We start from the raw sequence: 16,877 nt of genomic DNA on the forward strand, positions 1-16,877 counted from the left end.
GCGATGCCCGCCAGCGTGATGCCCACCAGCCCGCCGATGGCCGCGGTCACCAGCACCAGGGTGCCGGGAACCATCGGCCCGACGCGGGAGGTCTGGGCGAAGAGCAGCACCGCGATGGGCACGGTGGCCGCGCCGACCAGCAGCACGGTCGGCAGCATCGTCGAATTGCCGGTGAGCAGCATCACCACGAAGGTGACCACGTAGGCGACGACCCCGACGCCGAGGGCGAGCAGCCACGTCAGTCGTCGTGGGTGGGTGGACGAGGTGGTGTCGACACGTCGCTCGTTCCTCGCTCCTACTCGACCAGCGGTGTCCCCCGGTGGCTCAGTCATCCTCGTCACCCGACAGCGCCCTCGCCACCACGATCGCCGACGCTGCCGCCCATGCCTGCGGACGACAGCTCGCCGGGTAGGGGTGCGGCGGGAAGACCTCGTCCGCCGGCTGACCCCCGTACAACTCGGGCATCCGGAACTCGAACCCCTCGGCCGCCCGCAGCAGCTGCTCCGCGACCTCGGCGGCCTCGTCAGTGAAGCCCTCGCGCAGCATGCCGTCGATGATCACGGCAGTGTCGTGCGTCCACACCGAACCGACGTGGTACCCCAGCGGCCAGTACCCGGCGTTGGTCGTCGACAGCGTGCGAATGCCGTAGCCGGACGACATCGACTCGTGCATCAACCTCATCACCACGGTGCGGGCCTCGTCGGCGGTCAGCAGGCCCGTGCCGAGCAGATGCCCCATGTTCGAGGCCACCCCGTCGACGGGGCGCTTGTCGGCATCCAGCGCCAGCGCCGGGTAGGCGCCCAGGTCGTCCGAGACCCAGAACTGTCGGCGGAAGCGGGCGTTGAGGGCCTCGGCCCACTCCCGCCATTCGGCGGCGGCACCGTCGTCCCCCCAGGTCTCGAGCAGTCCGGCGGCACCGAGGGCGGCCGCGTGCGCGTAGCCCTGCACCTCGCACAGGGCGATCGGCGAGGTGGCCTGCGAGCCGTCGGCCCAGCGGATCGAGTCCCCGGAGTCCTTCCACCCCTGATTGGCCAGGCCATGCCCCGACTCGTCGCGGTACTCGAGGAACCCGTCGCCATCGGCGTCGGCGTGGTCGCGCAGCCACCCCAGGGCCCGTCGCAGCGCAGGCTCGAACTCGCGCACGTCCTCCCCGGTGGCGGCCAGATCGACCAGCAGCAGGATCCACAACGGCGTCGCGTCGATGGTGCCGAAGTACTCCGGCGGCAGGCTGACGTGCCCCCCCGTCTCGGCGTGCGACTCCGATCCCAGGTTCAGGGTCACCCGGCGCACCTCGTGCAGGATCTTCCCCGGCTGCTCCGCGGTGTCGATGGTGACCGCCTTCCCCTGCCTGCGGGCCAGCACCCGCAGCGTCGTCCGGGCGATCGAAGGGTCGTGGTCGAGCACCAGCCGCGCGCTGATCAGCGAGTCTCGGCCGAACAGCGTGAAGTACCAGGGCGAACCGGCGGCGAAGAAGGGCTCATCGGCGTGGTCGGGCTCGGCCAGCCTCAGGGCATTGAGGTCGCGCAGGCTGACCGCGAGCAGGCGGTCGACCGCCGTCGGCCGCTCGGCCACGGGCACCTCCAGGGCCTCGGCCGTCGTCGCCCCGAACGGTGCACCCGCGTCGGCCAACGTCAATGTGAACGCGGCGCTGGCCTCACCCCGGGCCGGCACCACCAGCGTCGTCCGGGCCACCAGCTCCGAGCCTTCGACGCTGAATCCGCCGGTCAGCCGGGCGGTGGTCTGCTCGTCGCGCCACTGCCAGCCGAGCACACCCTCGTCCACCGACGAGATCGCGTCCGCGGCCACCGGGGCACCCGACAGCCCCTGCTTGATCTGCTCCATGGTGCTGGTGTCGGGCACGAGCCGCACCACCAGTCCCAGGGTGGTCTCGACCAGGGCGGACGACCGCACCACCACCGTCTCGGTCAGCGTGTCGGAGCTCAGCTCGCGCCGCCGCCGCAGCCACACGGCCGGGTCGACGCCGTACTCGGGGGTGCGCACCACGGCGTGGAACTCCGCGGTTGCCCCACCCGGGAGGTGGCTGGTGGTGGGCTCGAGCACCCGTTCGTCCACCTCGACGACGAGCCGCGAGACCACCCGTTCGTCCCCGATGTAGACGCCCTGGGCGCCCTCGCCGGTGAGCTGCCCGTCGCGGTGGGACCACGCCTGCAGGGGGGCGTTGAGGACGGCGGCGTCGGCGTGCAGGTACGGCTGGTTCATGGCACGAGCGTTCCACACCACCACGGCGGTTCGCAGCGATCAGAGGCGCTCCAACAGGGCGCGCGCGGCACCGTCGTCCAACACCACGTCGGTGACGGCGTGTGCCCGCAGCGCAGCCAGCAGGGGCACGGCCTTCGCGACCCCCGAGGCCACGCACAACCGCCGCGGGATGAACTGCAGTTCGGCCGGGGTCAGCCCCGAGGCGCGGCGGTTCAGCTCGACGTCGCGCCACGACCCGTCCTCCCGCAGCAGCACCGTGCAGACGTCGCCCACGACCCGGTCGGAGCGCAGGGAGTGCAGGTCGTCCTCCGACAGGTAGCCGGCCGAATAGACGTGGCTCGGCACCCCGGCGCTCATCGAGCCGACCCCGAAGACCGCCACGTCGGCGGCCCGCTGCGCCGAGCGCACGTGCTGCACCGATCGCTCACGCCACATCGCCTCGCGGGTCTCGGCGTAGTCGAAGAACGCCGGCACGGGGAACAGCACCATCTGGGAGTCCCACAGCTGGGCCATGGTCGACATGATCGAGCCCACGTAGGGAATGCCCGTGGTGAGCCCGTTGGCGCCGCCGTTGAGTTGGACGAGCGTCGTGCCCGAGTGCTCCCGCGGGTGCAGGTGCGAGACGATCGCGTTCAGCGTCGTACCCCAGGCGACGCCGATCGTGTCACCTTCGCGGACGATCTCGGTCAGCTCCCGAGCGGCGACCCTGGCTACCTTGTCGAGGCGGACGACCTCGGTCGCCTGCCCCTTCACGGGCACCACCGTGACGTTCACGCCGAACAGGGAGCGAAGCGTCGAGGCGAGCGTGCTGGTCGATTCCTCGCGCTGGCGCACGTGGATCTCGACGACCCCCGACTCCCGGGCCTGGCTCAGCAATCGCGAGATGGTCGAGCGGGAGGTGTTGAACTGGCGGGCGATCGCGTCCATGGTCTCGCCCTGCACGTAGTACAGCTGCGCCACGGCGTACAGGTCGTCCGGCAAACTCGCTCACCACCCCAAGGGAGGGTCTGCACGTTCGTGCAGGCCACTGCTGCAATCGTGCACCGGGCGGGGGACAGGGCGCAACATCTGTGGTGCAGGCAACGGGGGAGCCGGCCATGGGAGCCGATGCTCGCCCCGCATGCAGCACGACACAGCGATGTGTCGTCACACGACCGGGAGCCCGGTCGTCCGAATCAAGGGGTGCCTGTGCACCCGAAGGGAGAACTCCCGTGGGAACCATTTTCCTCTCCGAGGTCGTCGGCACGGCGATGCTGCTGCTTCTCGGTGGCGGCGTCGTCGCCAACAACATCCTTCCCCTCAACAAGGGCAAGGGAACCGGCTTCCTGATGGTCAACTTCGGCTGGGGCCTCGCGGTCTTCGCCGGTGTGCTGGTCGCCTACAAGTCGGGCGGACACCTGAACCCCGCCGTGACCCTCGGCCTGCTGGCGTCGGGCAACCACATGCCCTTCGGCACCGTGCTGACCTACCTGGCGGGTGAGTTCGTGGGCGCCTTCCTCGGTGCCGTGCTCTGCTGGCTGTGCTACAAGGAGCAGTTCGACGCCGCCGAGGATCCCGGTCTGAAGCTGGGCGTCTTCTCGACCGGCCCCGAGAGCCGCAACGCCGTGTGGAACCTGATCACCGAGATCATCGCCACCTTCGTGCTGGTCTTCGTCGTCATCGGCGCAGGCAAGTTCACCGCCGCCGGCGAGGGTGGCCCGGCCAACCTCGGCTGGCTCGGGGCGCTCGGTGTCGCCCTGCTGGTCGTCGGCATCGGCGCCTCGCTCGGTGGCCCCACCGGGTACGCCATCAACCCCGCCCGTGACCTCAGCCCCCGCATCGCTCACGCGATCCTGCCCATCAAGGGCAAGGGCAGTTCAGACTGGGGTTACGCCTGGGTGCCGGTCGTGGGCCCGATCATCGGCGGTCTGATCGCCGGTGGCCTCAGCCACGTGCTGCTCCCCTGAGCTCGTCCGCACTGTCAACCAACGCACTCAAAGAAGAGGAATCCGTATCCATGAGCGACACCAAGTACATCCTGGCCATCGATCAGGGCACCACCAGCTCGCGAGCCATCGTCTTCGACCACTCCGGCCAGATCGTGGCGACCGGGCAGAAGGAGCACGAGCAGATCTTCCCCCGTGCCGGCTGGGTCGAGCACAACCCCAAGGAGATCTGGGACAACGTGCGCGAGGTCGTGGGCATGGCCCTGTCGAAGGCCTCGGTGAACCACCAGCAGATCGCTGCCGTGGGCATCACCAACCAGCGCGAGACCACCGTGGTGTGGAACAAGGAGACCGGTGAGCCGGTCTACAACGCCATCGTCTGGCAGGACACCCGCACCCAGAAGATCGTCGAGGAACTCGGCGGCGGCAACCAGGACAAGTACCGCGACCGCGTGGGCCTGCCCCTGGCCACCTACTTCTGTGGCCCCAAGGTGAAGTGGATCCTCGACAACGTCGAGGGTGCGCGCGCCGATGCCGAGGCCGGCAAGCTCGTGATGGGCACCATCGACTCGTGGGTCGTGTGGAACATGACCGGCGGCGTCGACGGCGGCATCCACATCACCGACATCACCAACGCCTCGCGCACCATGCTGATGGACCTCAAGAGCCTCAGCTGGGACGCCGACATCTGCGCCGACATGACGATCCCGATGAGCATGCTCCCCGAGATCAAGTCCTGTTCCGAGGTCTACGGCGACGGACGACCTCAGGGTCTGCTCCCCGGCGTGCCGATCGCGGGCATCCTCGGCGACCAGCAGGCGGCCACCTTCGGCCAGGCCTGCTTCGAGAAGGGCATGGCGAAGAACACCTACGGCACCGGCTGCTTCATGATCATGAACACCGGCAAGGAGATCGTGCCGTCGACCAATGGTCTGCTGACCGTGCCCGTCTACAAGATCGGTGACGGCGAGACCGTCTACGGTCTCGAGGGCTCGATCGCCGTCACCGGTTCGCTGGTGCAGTGGCTGCGCGACAACCTGAAGATGTTCTCGTCGGCCCCCGAGATCGAGGAACTGGCGGCCACCGTCGAGGACAACGGGGGCGCCTACTTCGTGCCGGCGTTCTCGGGCCTGTTCGCCCCCTACTGGAAGTCGGACGCTCGCGGCGCGATCGTCGGTCTGACCCGCTACGTGAACCGTGGCCACATCGCCCGCGCCGTGTTGGAGGCCACCGCCTTCCAGACCCGCGAGGTGCTGGACGCCATGGAGGCCGACTCGGGTGCCAAGCTGCAGGAGCTCAAGGTTGACGGTGGCATGACCGCCAACGAGACCCTGATGCAGTTCCAGGCCGACATGGTCGGGGTGCCGGTGGTTCGTCCGGTGGTGGCCGAGACCACCGCCCTGGGCGCCGCCTACGCCGCCGGCATCGCGGTCGGCTACTGGTCGGGCGAGCAGGACGTCATCGACAACTGGGCCGAGGACAAGCGCTGGACGCCCGCGATGGACGACGAGGAGCGCGACCGCCAGTACCGCCTGTGGAAGAAGGCCGTCACCCGCACCTTCGATTGGGTCGATGACGACGTGAAGTGATCGTCGGGAACTGCACTTCCTGATCGCGATCCGTTTTGGTCTCACGGTGCGAGTTCTTGCCACCAGCTGGCAAGAACTCGCACCGTGACGCCGTTATGGAGCGGTGAGGGCGGGGTACCCCCGTGCATGAGGGCCCGTGCGTGAGGGCCGGCTCAGTGGGCCTGGGTCTCGCGGATCCCGAGGCCCGGCTTGTCGTAGTGGGCCGGGGGATTCGTCCCGAAACTGCCCAGGGACGAGCGCCGCTCGACCTCGTCGAAGGCCTGCTTCGCCTCCGCGGCCAGCTCGCCAGCATTGCGATGGGCGACCTCGGAGCGCAGGGCGGCCGTGATGCGGGCCGTGACATCGGGTGGCATGGTCAGGTCTGGCTCCTCGCGGAGCACCTCGCTGACCCAGTCAGAGGTGGCGTTCATGATTCTCCAGACAGTACGCGCCCCGGGTTCTGCGGAACCCCGGGATCGGGGAAGGACAACGGACGGTGCTGGACCGTGATGGACCAGCGGCACGTCCTGTTGGACGACGCCCGCACCCCCGTCGGTTCCCACCCCCGTCGGTTTCCATCCATGTCAGATCAGCTTCTCGTCGAGCAGGTGGTCGAAGTAGCGCTGGGCCTTGGTGTCGTACTCGGTCTCGGGGGCGAACCAACCGGTCCACGCGAACAGTGTCGAGTGCCCCCGCTCCAGGCGCGAACACGGCACCCAGATCGACTTCCCGGCGCGGGTCTGGATCGTGAAGTCCGGACGACGGCCGTTGAACTGGTAGCGCACCTTCACGACGTCGGCGGCGTCGACCTCGTGCATGCGCACATGGTTCCGCACGGCCAGGACGCGGCCCTTCGCCTGCATGAACGCTCGCGCGTCCCACCAGACCGAGGCCGCGTAGACGGCCCACACGATCACGCCGGCCAGCACCAGCCACCAGGTGTCTCGTCCGCCGATCAGGCCGATCACGGCGAAGGCGACCACGATCACCAGACCGCGGATCAGCCGCTCGCGGGGGCTCTTCAGGGGCGGCAGGGGGTCGGCCTCGAGCAATTCGGTGCGGGTGACCACCGGGGCCGGGGGCGGCGAGGGGGTGTCCTCGTCCGGCATCGCCAGGGGTTCATCCACCATGGCGCAGGTGCTCCAGCAGGGGGGCGAGCCGGGCTCGTCCGCGCGAACAACGGGACTTCACGGTGCCCACCGCGCAGCCCAGGATCGTGGCGGCCTCCTCGACGGAGTAGCCCTGCATGTCGACCAGCACCAGCGCGGCCCGTTGGTCGGCATTGATTTCGCCGAGGGCCTGGGCCACGTCGGAGGCAGTCTCCTGCTGGCTGATCTCGTCCTGCAGGTCGCCCGACTCGGCCAGCTTGAGGTCGTGGTCGGGGTTCTCGGGCATGGCCTGGGTGGCACGCACCTTGTTGCGGCGCATCCGGTCGAGGCAGGCGTTCACCACGATGCGGTGCAGCCAGGTGGTGACCGCGGCCTGACCGCGGAAGGAATCGGCCCGGCGGAACGCCGAGATCATCGCGTCCTGCAGCGCATCGGCCGCCTCGTCGGGGTTGCGCATCGTGCGCAGGGCCACGGCCCACAGCCGGTCGCGATGGCGGGTGAACAGCAACTCGAAGGCGTGCTCGTCCCCCTCGACGTGCAGGGCCAGCAGTTCGGCGTCGCTGGCGCTGTCGAGGTCGTCGTGCAGCAGGGAGGTCACGTGGTCACTTCCATCTCGGCAATGGCAGCACGGTACCGGCCCTCGTCCACCTTGGGCAGCGAGGTCAGGTACACGAGCACGAAGCGGGTGGTCACGGGCGTCGCCGGCTTCAGCGTGACCGACGTGCCGGCGGACCCGTTGTTGGCGACCTGCTTCCACCGCTCCACCGTGGTCATGTCGGGCGTGGTCACCGACGATGCGTTCCCCTGCGGCACGTACAGGGCCACCGCGGTCGGCTGCCCCTGCAGGGTGAGCTTCACGGCCCCGACGGCGACCGGCTGCCCCAGATCGACGACCAGACCGACGCCGGGCTTGAGCCCGCCCAGTTTGGGGTTGCCGCGGTAGGTGAGCGTCGTCCAGGCGGTTGACGGCTTGCCGTCCCACGCGAGGGCGATCAGGTTGGGGTTCTCCTCGGTGTTGCCGCCGTCGGCCTCGGGGTCGAAGTCGTCGACCTTGGCGATCGGCAGCTTCTGCGCGGCGGTCGGGCTGGGCGAACCCGCGGCGCCCTCGTCGCCCTTGCGTGACTGGCGCAGGCCGACGGCGACCAGGCCGACGATGGCGCTGAGCACGACCAGACCGATGAGCAGTCGCAGCCACGGGCGGTGGGGTCGCGGCCGCTGGCGCGGGTTGTCGGGCCCGTAGACCCCGTCGTGGGCCGCCATCACCACGGTGCCCCGGTCGTCAAACTCGGCGTCATCCAACCCGTCGTCGTCGTACTCGTCGTCAAACCCGGTGTCGTCGCGGTCGTCGGACCCCCACCCGGCTCCGTCCGCGCTCCGGGGGGACGAGGCCGTCGCCGGGGTGTGCGGCGGCCGCGGGCCGGTGCCGGCGATGTCGGCCACGTCGCTGAGGGTGTCGTCGATGCCGACCCGGGTCTGCGGGTGCCTGACCCGGTGCTCGAGATCGGCGGAGGCGTCCGCGGTGCCGAGCACCCGCGACAGGGCCTGGTCGATCTGGTGGGCCGACCGCAGCGGGGTGCCGCCCAGGCGCGGTCGTTCGTGCAGCACCTGGTCGCAGACCTGGTCGAGTGCCGGCGAGACGCCCGCCCGCACCTGCCGCGGCGTCAACCAGCCCTTGGTGTCGAAGGGCGCCGGACGAAGCCCCCACCAAGTGCGGTCGGTCTCGTCCATGGTGGGCCAGCGCGTCACCAGGCAGGCGTAGAGCAACTGCCCCAGCGCCCGCACATCGGCCTCCTCGCGTTCCGACCAGGCGACGTCGGGGGTCTCGTCCGGTGCGAGGGCGGCGTCGATCAGGAAGCCGACGATCTTGACGCTGCCGGTGGCGGTGACCACCACCGTGTCGGGGTTGAGGCGACGGTGGAACAGGCCGGCGGCGTGCATGGGTGTGAGGGCATCGGCGAGTTCGCGGACGACCCACCCGGCCTCGATCACGCTCAGCGGACCCTGGCGCAACACCTTCTCGAGTGACTGCCCGGGCACGTACTCGCAGACCACGTAGGTGCCGTCGTCCTCGTCGTCGGCGACGGCGTCGAGCACCCGCAGGAAGCGGGAATCCGTGGCGATGGCCGCCTTCCGGGCGGCCTCGAGCACGGCATCGCGGCGGGGGTCGTCGTCCGCGATGGAGTGCACCAGCACCGGCCGCGACAGCTTGGTGTCGAAGGCGCGCCAGGTGGCGGTGCCGCGCCGCTGCGTCAGCTGTTCCTCCAGCCGGTAGCGGTCGGCGATCAGCAGGTTGACGTGCCCCGACGGGATCAGTTCGTCGGGGTCGTCGACCACCTCGGACGACCGCCGGACGCCGTCTCCGGGAGCGCGCCTCGACGCCGTGACGGCCGCGAACACCTGGGTCGCCTCGCCGTCGTCGAAGGAGGGCGTCCAGGTCTGGGTGGCCCCCAGGTCGTCCGCCTGATCGGGTTGCTGGGTGTCGGGCTGCTGGGTGTCGGGCTGGGGCTGGGTGGGCTCGTCGGTGACGGGCTCGTCCGACGGGGGGTAGGAATCCGGGGTGTCCGACCAGGAGTCCCAGACCGGCGGCTGGTAGTCGCGTCCGCCTGATGAGTCACCCGACGGCGTGTCGCCCGTCGGCGGGACGCCCGGGGTGGCGGCGTCGTCGTCGGGGGTCATGCCCCCCAGTATGTCGGGGTGCGGTCGCGATGGGGAGTTCACGGGTGCGGGCGTGTTCCCAAGTCGTCGCGGGTGACGAAGTCGTCCCCGCCGTTCGGGGCGGTGGCGGCGGTGCCGCGTGCGGGGGCCAGGGCGCGCTCCCGACGCACCTGCCGGATGCGCAGCGCCGTCGCTGCGAGTACCACCACGCCCGAGATGACGATCACGACCCAGCCCACTCGTCCCAACGAGTTCGCGGTCAGGGTGAAACGGTGTTCCTGCCCCACGGGCACGCCGCCGGAGGTCTGCAGGGATGCCCGCACCGTCAACGCGCCGTTGGTGTGGGCGTCCACCGTGAACGTGTAGGAGCGACTGGCGTGGGGTTCGATGGTCAGCACCTCGGTGGGCGGCAGCGAGATGCGCTGAGCGTTCTCGGAGGTGAACACGACCCGCACGGCGACCGGCTGGTCGGTGTTGTTGACGACGGTGATCGGCAGCAGCGTGCGCGGTTCCGAGACCACGAAGTTCTCGGCGCTGACGATGCGCACGTCCTGCTGCGCGAGCACCGGAATGCCCGTGCGCAGGGTGTGCAGGTAGGCCAGTCGCTGCGCCGACGTGAAGGCGGACGAGCACGCCCGCGACAGGGCGACGCTGGCCTGCACGGCGCCGTCGGCACTGTTGCCGCGCAGGTCGGCCGCCTGGGTGAGCCGGCGGGTGGTGTCGTCCAACCGCACCCACCAGTCGTCGCTGGCGGCGGCGCCGGCCTGGGCCTTGGGCCACGCGATCGCGCCGGGAGACACCGTCAGCTGCGAGACCCCCACCAGCTGGGTGATCGGGGCCAACGCCTGCTGCACGGCGGTGGGCAGCTGGTCAGAAGTGGTGACGATCTCGGTCGAGGGGTCGAGCAGGAGTTCGGAGAGGGCTCGTCCGACCTGTTGGGGGGCCGAGTTGCTGGGGGCGGGCCCCGGTCCGCCGGACCCCAGACGGCTGTCGGTGCGCACCACCATCAGGTCGCCGACCTGCTGGCGGGCCGGCCCGGTGCCGGTGCGCAGCACGAGCAGGCGGGGAGCCAACGGGGTCACGTAGTCGACGAAGCTGGCGTCGACGGCGCGGGCGGGAACCACCGCCAGGGGCAGGTGGGCCAGGTCGTGGTCACCCGGCAGGGCCCGGGCGGCGCGCACCACCATGTCGGGCTGGTGTTCCTGATGTCCCAGGGCCAGATCGGGATTGCCGTAGGGCAGGCGGTACACCTCGGCGGTCGTGAGCAGGGCGTCGAAGCGCTGCAGGAACTCGCGGGCCAGCTGACTGCCGTCGGTGGTGGTGCGACCGTCGGCCAGACGGTAACCGCCGTCGGCGCTCATCGCGGTGAGTTCGTCATACAACGAGGGGTCGATCAGCACCGTCGCCCCGGTCTGGCCGGCCCGCTGGATGAGCTGCCGCAGGCGCCCCCGCAGCTCGCTGGCGAGATGGGTGTCGGTGAAGGACCCGTCCGGCAGCAACGACGGGGCCGACGACAACTCCACCAGCGAGGCGCGCTTGACCTGGGCCGGCATCGTCATGGGGGCGAAGTAGCGCGCCCGTCCGACCGTGTGGTTGGTGCCCCCCGCGGGGGTGGCGCGCACGTGCACGCCGAGCAGGCGCACGCCGCCGGTCGGGTCGTCGGGGGTGATCGTGCCCAGGTCGAGCTGGTCGACGCGGGCGCTGACGGTGAAACTGGCCTTCTCGCCCGGGGCGAAGCTGGGGTCGTCGTCGGTGGTGATGTTGAACAGGTTCTGCTCGGGCTCGGTGCCGTCGACGCCCATGCGCTCGCCGAAGGGGACGTCCCACGGGCTGGCGGCGGCGGACTGCAGCTCGGCGGTCGTGGCGATCGGGTCGCGGGAGCGCCAGAACGACACCTGCACCCCCGACATCGCCACCTTCGAGGTGTTGGTCACCTCACCGGTGATGGTGATGCGGGCCTTGGGGTCGGTGGGCACGACCTGGGGGCTGACCAGGGTGAGGGTGATGTCGACCTCGGTCGGGTCGTCCGCTCGCGCGGTCAGCGGGGTGGCGAGCACGCCGGTCAGGGCCACGAGGCAGGCAGCCAGCAGCGTCACCAGACGGCCGACGGCGCTGTTGTGGCTCCTCACCCGTTCAGCCTAGTTGCTGCTGCGACCGCCACCAGGCTCGCAGTTCCGCGGTGGCGCGCTCAACCCCCAAGGGGCCGTGCTCGACCCGCAGCTCGAGCAGGTGGCGGTAGGCCTGCCCGACGAGCGGGCCAGGCTCGAGGTCGAGCAGCTCCATGATCTGGGTGCCGTCGAGGTCGGGCCGCATCGCGTCGAGCTCCTCCTTCGAGGCCAGGTCGGCGATGCGTGCCTCCAGGTCGTCGTAGGCTCGACGCAGGCGCTGGGCCTTGCGCTGGTTGCGGGTGGTGCAGTCCGACCGGGTGAGCATGTGCAGGCGTTCGAGCTGGTCGCCGGCATCGCGCACGTAGCGGCGTACGGCCGAGTCGGTCCACCCGCCCTGCTCGGCCGACAGCCCGTCGGAGTAGCCGTGGAAGCGCAGGTGCAGTTCGACCAGGGTCGACACGGCCTTCACCTGGTCGGCGGAGAATCGCAGCGCCTTGAGTCGTTTGCGGACGAGCTTGGCGCCGACCACGTCGTGGTGGTGGAACGAGACGCGGCCATCGTTCTCGAACCGGCGGGTGGCGGGCTTGCCGATGTCGTGCAGCAGTGCGGCGAGCCGGTTGATCAGGTCGGGCTGGTGGCCGCGCTGCTGCTCGAGGTCGATGGCCTGCTGCAGCACGATCAGCGAGTGCTGGTAGACGTCCTTGTGGCGGTGGTGTTCGTCGACCTCGAGGCGCAGGGCGGGCAGCTCGGGCAGCACGTGGTCGGCGATGCCGGTGGTGCACAGCAGGTCGAGCCCGAGGGCCGGATGGTCGGTGAGCAGCAGCCGCGAGAGCTCGTCTCGCACCCGCTCGGCCGAGATGATCTCGATGCGGTCGGCCATCGCCGTCATGGCGGCGGTGACCTCGTCGGCCGGGGTGAATCCCAGCTGGCTGGCGAATCGGGCCGCGCGCATCATGCGCAGGGGGTCGTCCGAGAAGGAACGTTCGGGGGGGAACGGCGTCATCAGGCGGCGGGCCGCGAGGTCGGAGAGCCCGTCGTGCGGGTCGACGAACGCCTCCGCGGCGCGGATGGGTGAGCGGGAGACGTCGAGCGCCATCGCGTTGACGGTGAAGTCGCGGCGCACCAGGTCGTCGGCGATGGAGTCACCGAACTGCACCTCGGGCTTGCGTGAGTCCGACCGGTAGGCGTCGGCGCGGAAGGTGGTCACCTCGATCAGCCAGTGGCCCCCAGGTGCCGTCTCGTCGGCGATTCGAGCGGTGATGGTGCCGAACTCGCGCCCCACGTCCCAGACGTGGTCGGCGACCTTCTTCAACAGCTTCTCGGTCGCCGCCGGACGAGCCGAGGTGGTGAAGTCGAGGTCGTTGACCAGGTGGCCGAGCAGCACGTCGCGCACGGACCCACCGACCAGGTAGAGCTCGTGGCCGGCGGCGGCGAACAGCGCACCGAGCCGCCCGATCACCCCGGTGCGGGCGATCAGGTCGTCGATGGCGCCCTGCTGGTCGGGTGCGAGCGAGGTGTGGGACACGGGGGACGATTCTAGTCCGGGGGGCCCGTGGCACGAGAATGGGCGCATGCGCGTGGTGGTGGCGGTCGACAAGTTCAAGGGATCCCTGACCGGGGTCGAGGCCAATGAGGCGGTGGCTCGCGGGGTTCTCGGGGTGCTCCCGGACGCCGAGGTGGTGCAGCTGCCGGTGGCCGACGGCGGCGACGGCACCCTCGACGCGGCCCGGGCGGCCGGTTTCACGTGGAACCCGGTGACCTGCACGGGGCCGACGGGGGAACCGGTCGAATCGGGGTTCTGCCGGCGTGATGTCGCTTTGGGCCAGGGGGGTGCCGCGGGGCAGGGCGGTGCGGTGGCGGTGGTGGAACTGGCCGACGCGTGTGGGCTGCTACGGCTGCCGGCCGCCCGTGGTGGTGGGGACGCAGGGGACGCTGACGGGGCGGGCCTGCCGGGCATGACCGCGTCGAGCCGCGGGCTGGGTGAGGTGATGGCGGCGGCACTCGATGCCGGCTGCACCGAGCTGGTGGTGGGTCTGGGGGGTTCGGCCTCGACCGACGGCGGCGCCGGACTGCTGCAGGCTCTGGGGGTGCGTCTCACGGACGAATCCGGAGCCGAGGTGGCGCCCGGGGTGGTGGGGGTGGCGGCCGTGGCCGGGGTCGACGTCACCGGTCTGCACCCCCGGCTGCTCAACGGGGCAGTGCGGTTGGTGATCGCCTCGGACGTGCAGCATCCGCTGCTCGGGGCGAACGGCGCCGCGGCGGTGTTCGGCCCGCAGAAGGGCCTGGCCCCGTCCGAGGTGGAGGTGGCCGACCGGGTGTTGGCCGGCCTCGCCGATCTGGTGGAACCCGCCCTCGGCGCTCCCGGGTCGCGGGCGGTTCCGGGAGCCGGGGCCGCCGGTGGCGTCGGATGGGCGCTGGTGACGCTCGGGGGCGAGGTGCGCCGGGGTATCGACGTGGTGCTGGACTGGTCGTCGTCCGATGAATGGGTGGCCGGCGCCCAGGTGGTGATCACCGGCGAGGGGTCGCTCGACGAGCAGTCACTGGCCGGGAAGGCGCCGATCGGGGTCGCTGAGCTGGCGGGGCGTCACGGGGTGCCGGTGGTCGCGGTCAGCGGACGACGGCTGCTGACCGACGAGCAGGTGAGGTCGGCGGGGCTCGCCCAGGCGGTGGCGTTGACCGACCTTGAGCCCTCGGTGGAGCGGTGCATCGCCGAGGCCGGTCCACTGCTGGAGCAGGCAACGGCCCAGGCGGTGCAGACCCTCCTGGATCAGCGACGGCTGGGCTAGTTGCGTAGGTCGAGTAGGTCGCCCTGCGACCGTGTCGAGGCCATGGGCGGGTGTGTGAGGTGGTCTCGACACGTCGCTCGTTCCTCGCTCCTACTCGACCAGCGATGGCGGGGGCGACTCACTCGGAGGGGGGCAACTCCACTCGTCCGACGTCGTGACCGCGCAGCTTCTCGAGCTGCATCAGGTTGTGCAGGTCACTGGCCTGGGGCAGGTAGCCCTGGTGCAGGCTGATCAGGTGGTCACGGTTGCCGACGACGACGCTGCGTCCGGCGATGGTGCCCGTGGTGCGGGCGTCGGCCGGATGATGGAAGTACTGCTCCTTCTCGCCGGACTGATAGCCGTTGCCGTCGTCGTCGAGCACCATCGGGTGCAGGTCGACGCGGTTGATGCGCTCGTCGGTGGCCTGCACGTACCAGACGGCCACGGGCAGGAAGTCCTGTTCCTCGGTGTATCCGCGGGCCAGCAGCCAGTCGGACACCGACTCGAAGGCCTCACCGTCGACGAAGACGTCCACGTCGGAGTGCTCGCGGGTCTGTTCGCCGACGAGGGCGTCGACCCCCCAGCCGCCGTTCACCTGGTAAGTGATGCCCTCGCTCTCGAGTCGGTCGACCAGGGCGACCACCTCGTCCGCGCTCGTGCCGAGGGAGCGCAGGGTGGGGTCGTCCGGTGTGAATGCGTCCGGTGTGTGTTCGTCGGGGGCCAGGTCGTCGGTGGAGGCCGCGTCGGGAGTGTCGTTCACGCACTCCATGGTGCCAGCCCAACTGGTGCCTGTCCGCCCCGCGCCTGTAGGCCCAGCACGGTTCGGGCTCAGTGGCGGGGCCAGCTCAGCCCGGGGCCGCGGATGCCGGCCTCGTCCAATGCTCGCTTCGCCCGCTCCCGCAGCTCGCGCTGCACGCCCCACTGCTCGTTGGGCAGGCACTTCGCGCTGACGCGGATCGTCATGGTCTCGCCCTGGATCGATTCGACCCCGAGCACGGTGGGCTTCTCGAGCAGGTGCTTCGACCAGGTCTCGTCGTCGTTGAAGGCATCCACCACCCCTTGGACGATGGCGATCACCTGCTCGGCGCTGGCCGTGTAGTGCACCGCGACGTCGACCAGCGCATTGGAATGCCCCTGGGAGACGTTGCCGACGGTGGTGATCTCGCCGTTGCGCAGGTACCAGACCTGCCCGTTGCCGTCGCGCACCCGGGTGACCCTCAGGGTGACCTCCTCGACGGTGCCGGTGACCGCACCGAGGTTGACGACGTCGCCGACGCCGAACTGGTCCTCGGCCATCAGGAAGATGCCCGTGATGTAGTCCTTCACCAGCGACTGCGCGCCGAACGCGAGGGCCACGCCACCGACACCGGCCGAGGTCAACAGCGGACCCATCGGCACCCCGAAGACGTTGAGCAGCGTCAGGGCCGCCACCGTCACCACCACCACGGTGATGGTCGAGCTGAGCAGGGATCCGAGGGTCTTGGTGCGGGCCAGCTGGCGGGCGTTCGTCCACACCGACGGCACCAGGGATCGACGCCCCGGTTCGGCGTCGAGCCGGGCCTGCGTGCGGGCCACCATGCCGGTGATCGACTTGCGCACGGCGAACACGGCGATGGCGCGCACCACCACGGCGGCGACGATCACCACCGCCGCCTGGATCAGTTTCTCGGTCGAGACCTGCCACCAGGCCTCGAGCACCACGTTGAACACCACGCCAGCCATTCAACCTCACCCGACCAGCGCGGGCACCAGCTCTTGGATGTCGCCGCGCAGCACGTCGTGGGCGAGGTCGTCGTGCTCGGTCTCGGCATTGTTGACGATCACCACCCGAGCACCGTGGCCGATCGCGAACGGCACCAGCGCCGCCGCCGGGTTCACGGCCAGCGTCGAGCCGATGGCCACCAGCACGTCGCAGCGCTCGACGGCGTTGAGCCCGGCCTGCAGCACCTCGGGCACCAACTGCTCACCGAACAGGATCACCGTCGCCCGCAGGATGCCGTCGCAGGTGCCGTGCCGGTCGGGCTCGAGGCAGGTGGGATCGTCCTCACCGGCCGCGACGCGGGCGAGCACCTCGTCCATCGGCTGCTCGTGACCGCAGGTCTCGCACCGGCAGGTGCGCGCCGAGCCGTGCAGTTCGTGCACCAGGGCGGACGAGTGGCCCGCGTCGAGGTGCAGGCCGTCGGTGTTCTGCGTCACCACTCCGGTCAGCCGCCCCTGCCGTTCGAGCTCGACCAGCGCCAGGTGCGCGGGCGTCGGGTGGTGCACCTCGGCGAACTGCGCCGCTCGCCGCCGCCACGCCGAGCGGCGGACGTCGGGGTCGTCCAGGTAGTGGTGCAGGTCCGAGACCAGTTCGGCCGCGGGATCGAGCGTCCACAGGCCCTGCGGCCCGCGGAAATCGGGGATGCCGGCGGCGGTGGAGATGCCGGCCCCGGTGAGCACACAGATGCGCTCCGCGGCGGCGAGGCGTTCGCGGACGAGAGGCAGGGTCGTGATCGGCACTCGCACAGGGTGCCACACCACGACGGGC

At 70.5% G+C, this 16,877-nt stretch carries 15 protein-coding genes; 4 read left to right on the forward strand and 11 right to left on the reverse strand.

All coding sequences use genetic code 11. The features are described from left to right. The first annotated feature begins 3 nt into the window (after positions 1 to 3). Complete coding sequence (locus tag ACSDQ9_RS13985; protein ID WP_435147994.1) at positions 4 to 204, forward strand: hypothetical protein; 201 nt, start codon at positions 4 to 6, stop codon at positions 202 to 204. A gap of 120 nt (positions 205 to 324) precedes the next feature. On the opposite strand, the gene ACSDQ9_RS13990 is transcribed toward ACSDQ9_RS13985, so the two are convergent. Both ACSDQ9_RS13990 and ACSDQ9_RS13995 read right to left on the reverse strand, forming a co-directional pair. Then, a complete protein-coding gene (locus ACSDQ9_RS13990) occupies positions 325 to 2,220 on the reverse strand; it encodes a glycogen debranching N-terminal domain-containing protein (RefSeq protein WP_435147995.1) in 1,896 nt (631 codons plus the stop codon). 39 nt (positions 2,221 to 2,259) lie between these two features. Next, complete coding sequence (locus ACSDQ9_RS13995) at positions 2,260 to 3,201, reverse strand: sugar-binding transcriptional regulator (RefSeq protein WP_435147996.1); 942 nt, start codon at positions 3,199 to 3,201, stop codon at positions 2,260 to 2,262. Positions 3,202 to 3,431: 230 nt separating this feature from the next. Here ACSDQ9_RS13995 and ACSDQ9_RS14000 point away from each other — a divergent pair, with 230 nt between their 5' ends. Both ACSDQ9_RS14000 and glpK read left to right on the forward strand, forming a co-directional pair. Continuing rightward, complete coding sequence (locus ACSDQ9_RS14000) at positions 3,432 to 4,166, forward strand: MIP/aquaporin family protein (RefSeq protein ID WP_435147997.1); 735 nt, start codon at positions 3,432 to 3,434, stop codon at positions 4,164 to 4,166. A gap of 50 nt (positions 4,167 to 4,216) precedes the next feature. Further along, positions 4,217 to 5,734: a glycerol kinase GlpK gene (gene glpK / locus ACSDQ9_RS14005; protein WP_435147998.1), complete on the forward strand. Its 1,518-nt coding sequence runs from the start codon at positions 4,217 to 4,219 to the stop codon at positions 5,732 to 5,734. Positions 5,735 to 5,886: 152 nt separating this feature from the next. Here glpK and ACSDQ9_RS14010 read toward each other — a convergent pair whose 3' ends face one another. The 6 genes from ACSDQ9_RS14010 to ACSDQ9_RS14035 form a co-directional block, all read right to left on the reverse strand. After that, positions 5,887 to 6,144 carry a hypothetical protein gene (locus tag ACSDQ9_RS14010; protein ID WP_435147999.1) on the reverse strand — a complete coding sequence of 86 codons (258 nt, stop codon included), beginning with the start codon at positions 6,142 to 6,144 and terminating at the stop codon, positions 5,887 to 5,889. A gap of 153 nt (positions 6,145 to 6,297) precedes the next feature. Beyond that, a complete protein-coding gene (locus ACSDQ9_RS14015; RefSeq protein ID WP_435148000.1) occupies positions 6,298 to 6,843 on the reverse strand; it encodes a hypothetical protein in 546 nt (181 codons plus the stop codon). Then, on the reverse strand, positions 6,833 to 7,420 hold the full coding sequence (gene sigM, locus ACSDQ9_RS14020; protein ID WP_435148001.1) for an RNA polymerase sigma factor SigM: 588 nt from the start codon (positions 7,418 to 7,420) through the stop codon (positions 6,833 to 6,835). The genes ACSDQ9_RS14015 and sigM overlap by 11 nt, the downstream gene beginning before the upstream one ends. Beyond that, positions 7,417 to 9,498 carry a protein kinase family protein gene (locus ACSDQ9_RS14025; protein ID WP_435148002.1) on the reverse strand — a complete coding sequence of 694 codons (2,082 nt, stop codon included), beginning with the start codon at positions 9,496 to 9,498 and terminating at the stop codon, positions 7,417 to 7,419. The genes sigM and ACSDQ9_RS14025 overlap by 4 nt, the downstream gene beginning before the upstream one ends. Before the next feature lie 38 nt (positions 9,499 to 9,536). Further along, complete coding sequence (locus ACSDQ9_RS14030) at positions 9,537 to 11,606, reverse strand: DUF6049 family protein (RefSeq protein ID WP_435148003.1); 2,070 nt, start codon at positions 11,604 to 11,606, stop codon at positions 9,537 to 9,539. A 4-nt stretch (positions 11,607 to 11,610) separates the two neighbouring features. Then, entirely contained in the window at positions 11,611 to 13,158 is a 1,548-nt protein-coding gene (locus tag ACSDQ9_RS14035) for a CCA tRNA nucleotidyltransferase (protein WP_435148004.1), read from the reverse strand. Here ACSDQ9_RS14035 and ACSDQ9_RS14040 point away from each other — a divergent pair. After that, positions 13,157 to 14,371 (forward strand): glycerate kinase, encoded by a 1,215-nt coding sequence (locus tag ACSDQ9_RS14040; RefSeq protein WP_435148005.1) that lies wholly within the window; start codon positions 13,157 to 13,159, stop codon positions 14,369 to 14,371. The genes ACSDQ9_RS14035 and ACSDQ9_RS14040 overlap by 2 nt on opposite strands. Before the next feature lie 118 nt (positions 14,372 to 14,489). On the opposite strand, the gene ACSDQ9_RS14045 is transcribed toward ACSDQ9_RS14040, so the two are convergent. The 3 genes from ACSDQ9_RS14045 to ACSDQ9_RS14055 all read right to left on the reverse strand — a co-directional run bounded on the left by ACSDQ9_RS14045 (position 14,490) and on the right by ACSDQ9_RS14055 (position 16,849). Continuing rightward, positions 14,490 to 15,110, reverse strand: a complete 621-nt coding sequence (locus ACSDQ9_RS14045; protein WP_435148006.1) for a nucleotidyltransferase domain-containing protein — start codon at positions 15,108 to 15,110, stop codon at positions 14,490 to 14,492. A 68-nt stretch (positions 15,111 to 15,178) separates the two neighbouring features. Next, on the reverse strand, positions 15,179 to 16,063 hold the full coding sequence (locus tag ACSDQ9_RS14050) for a mechanosensitive ion channel family protein (RefSeq protein WP_435148007.1): 885 nt from the start codon (positions 16,061 to 16,063) through the stop codon (positions 15,179 to 15,181). A 15-nt stretch (positions 16,064 to 16,078) separates the two neighbouring features. Then, positions 16,079 to 16,849 (reverse strand): SIR2 family NAD-dependent protein deacylase, encoded by a 771-nt coding sequence (locus ACSDQ9_RS14055; RefSeq protein ID WP_435148008.1) that lies wholly within the window; start codon positions 16,847 to 16,849, stop codon positions 16,079 to 16,081. Positions 16,850 to 16,877 lie beyond the last annotated feature (28 nt).

The sequence above is a fragment of the Aestuariimicrobium soli genome (assembly GCF_051192575.1).
GTDB classification, from domain to species: Bacteria; Actinomycetota; Actinomycetes; order Propionibacteriales; family Propionibacteriaceae; genus Aestuariimicrobium; species Aestuariimicrobium soli.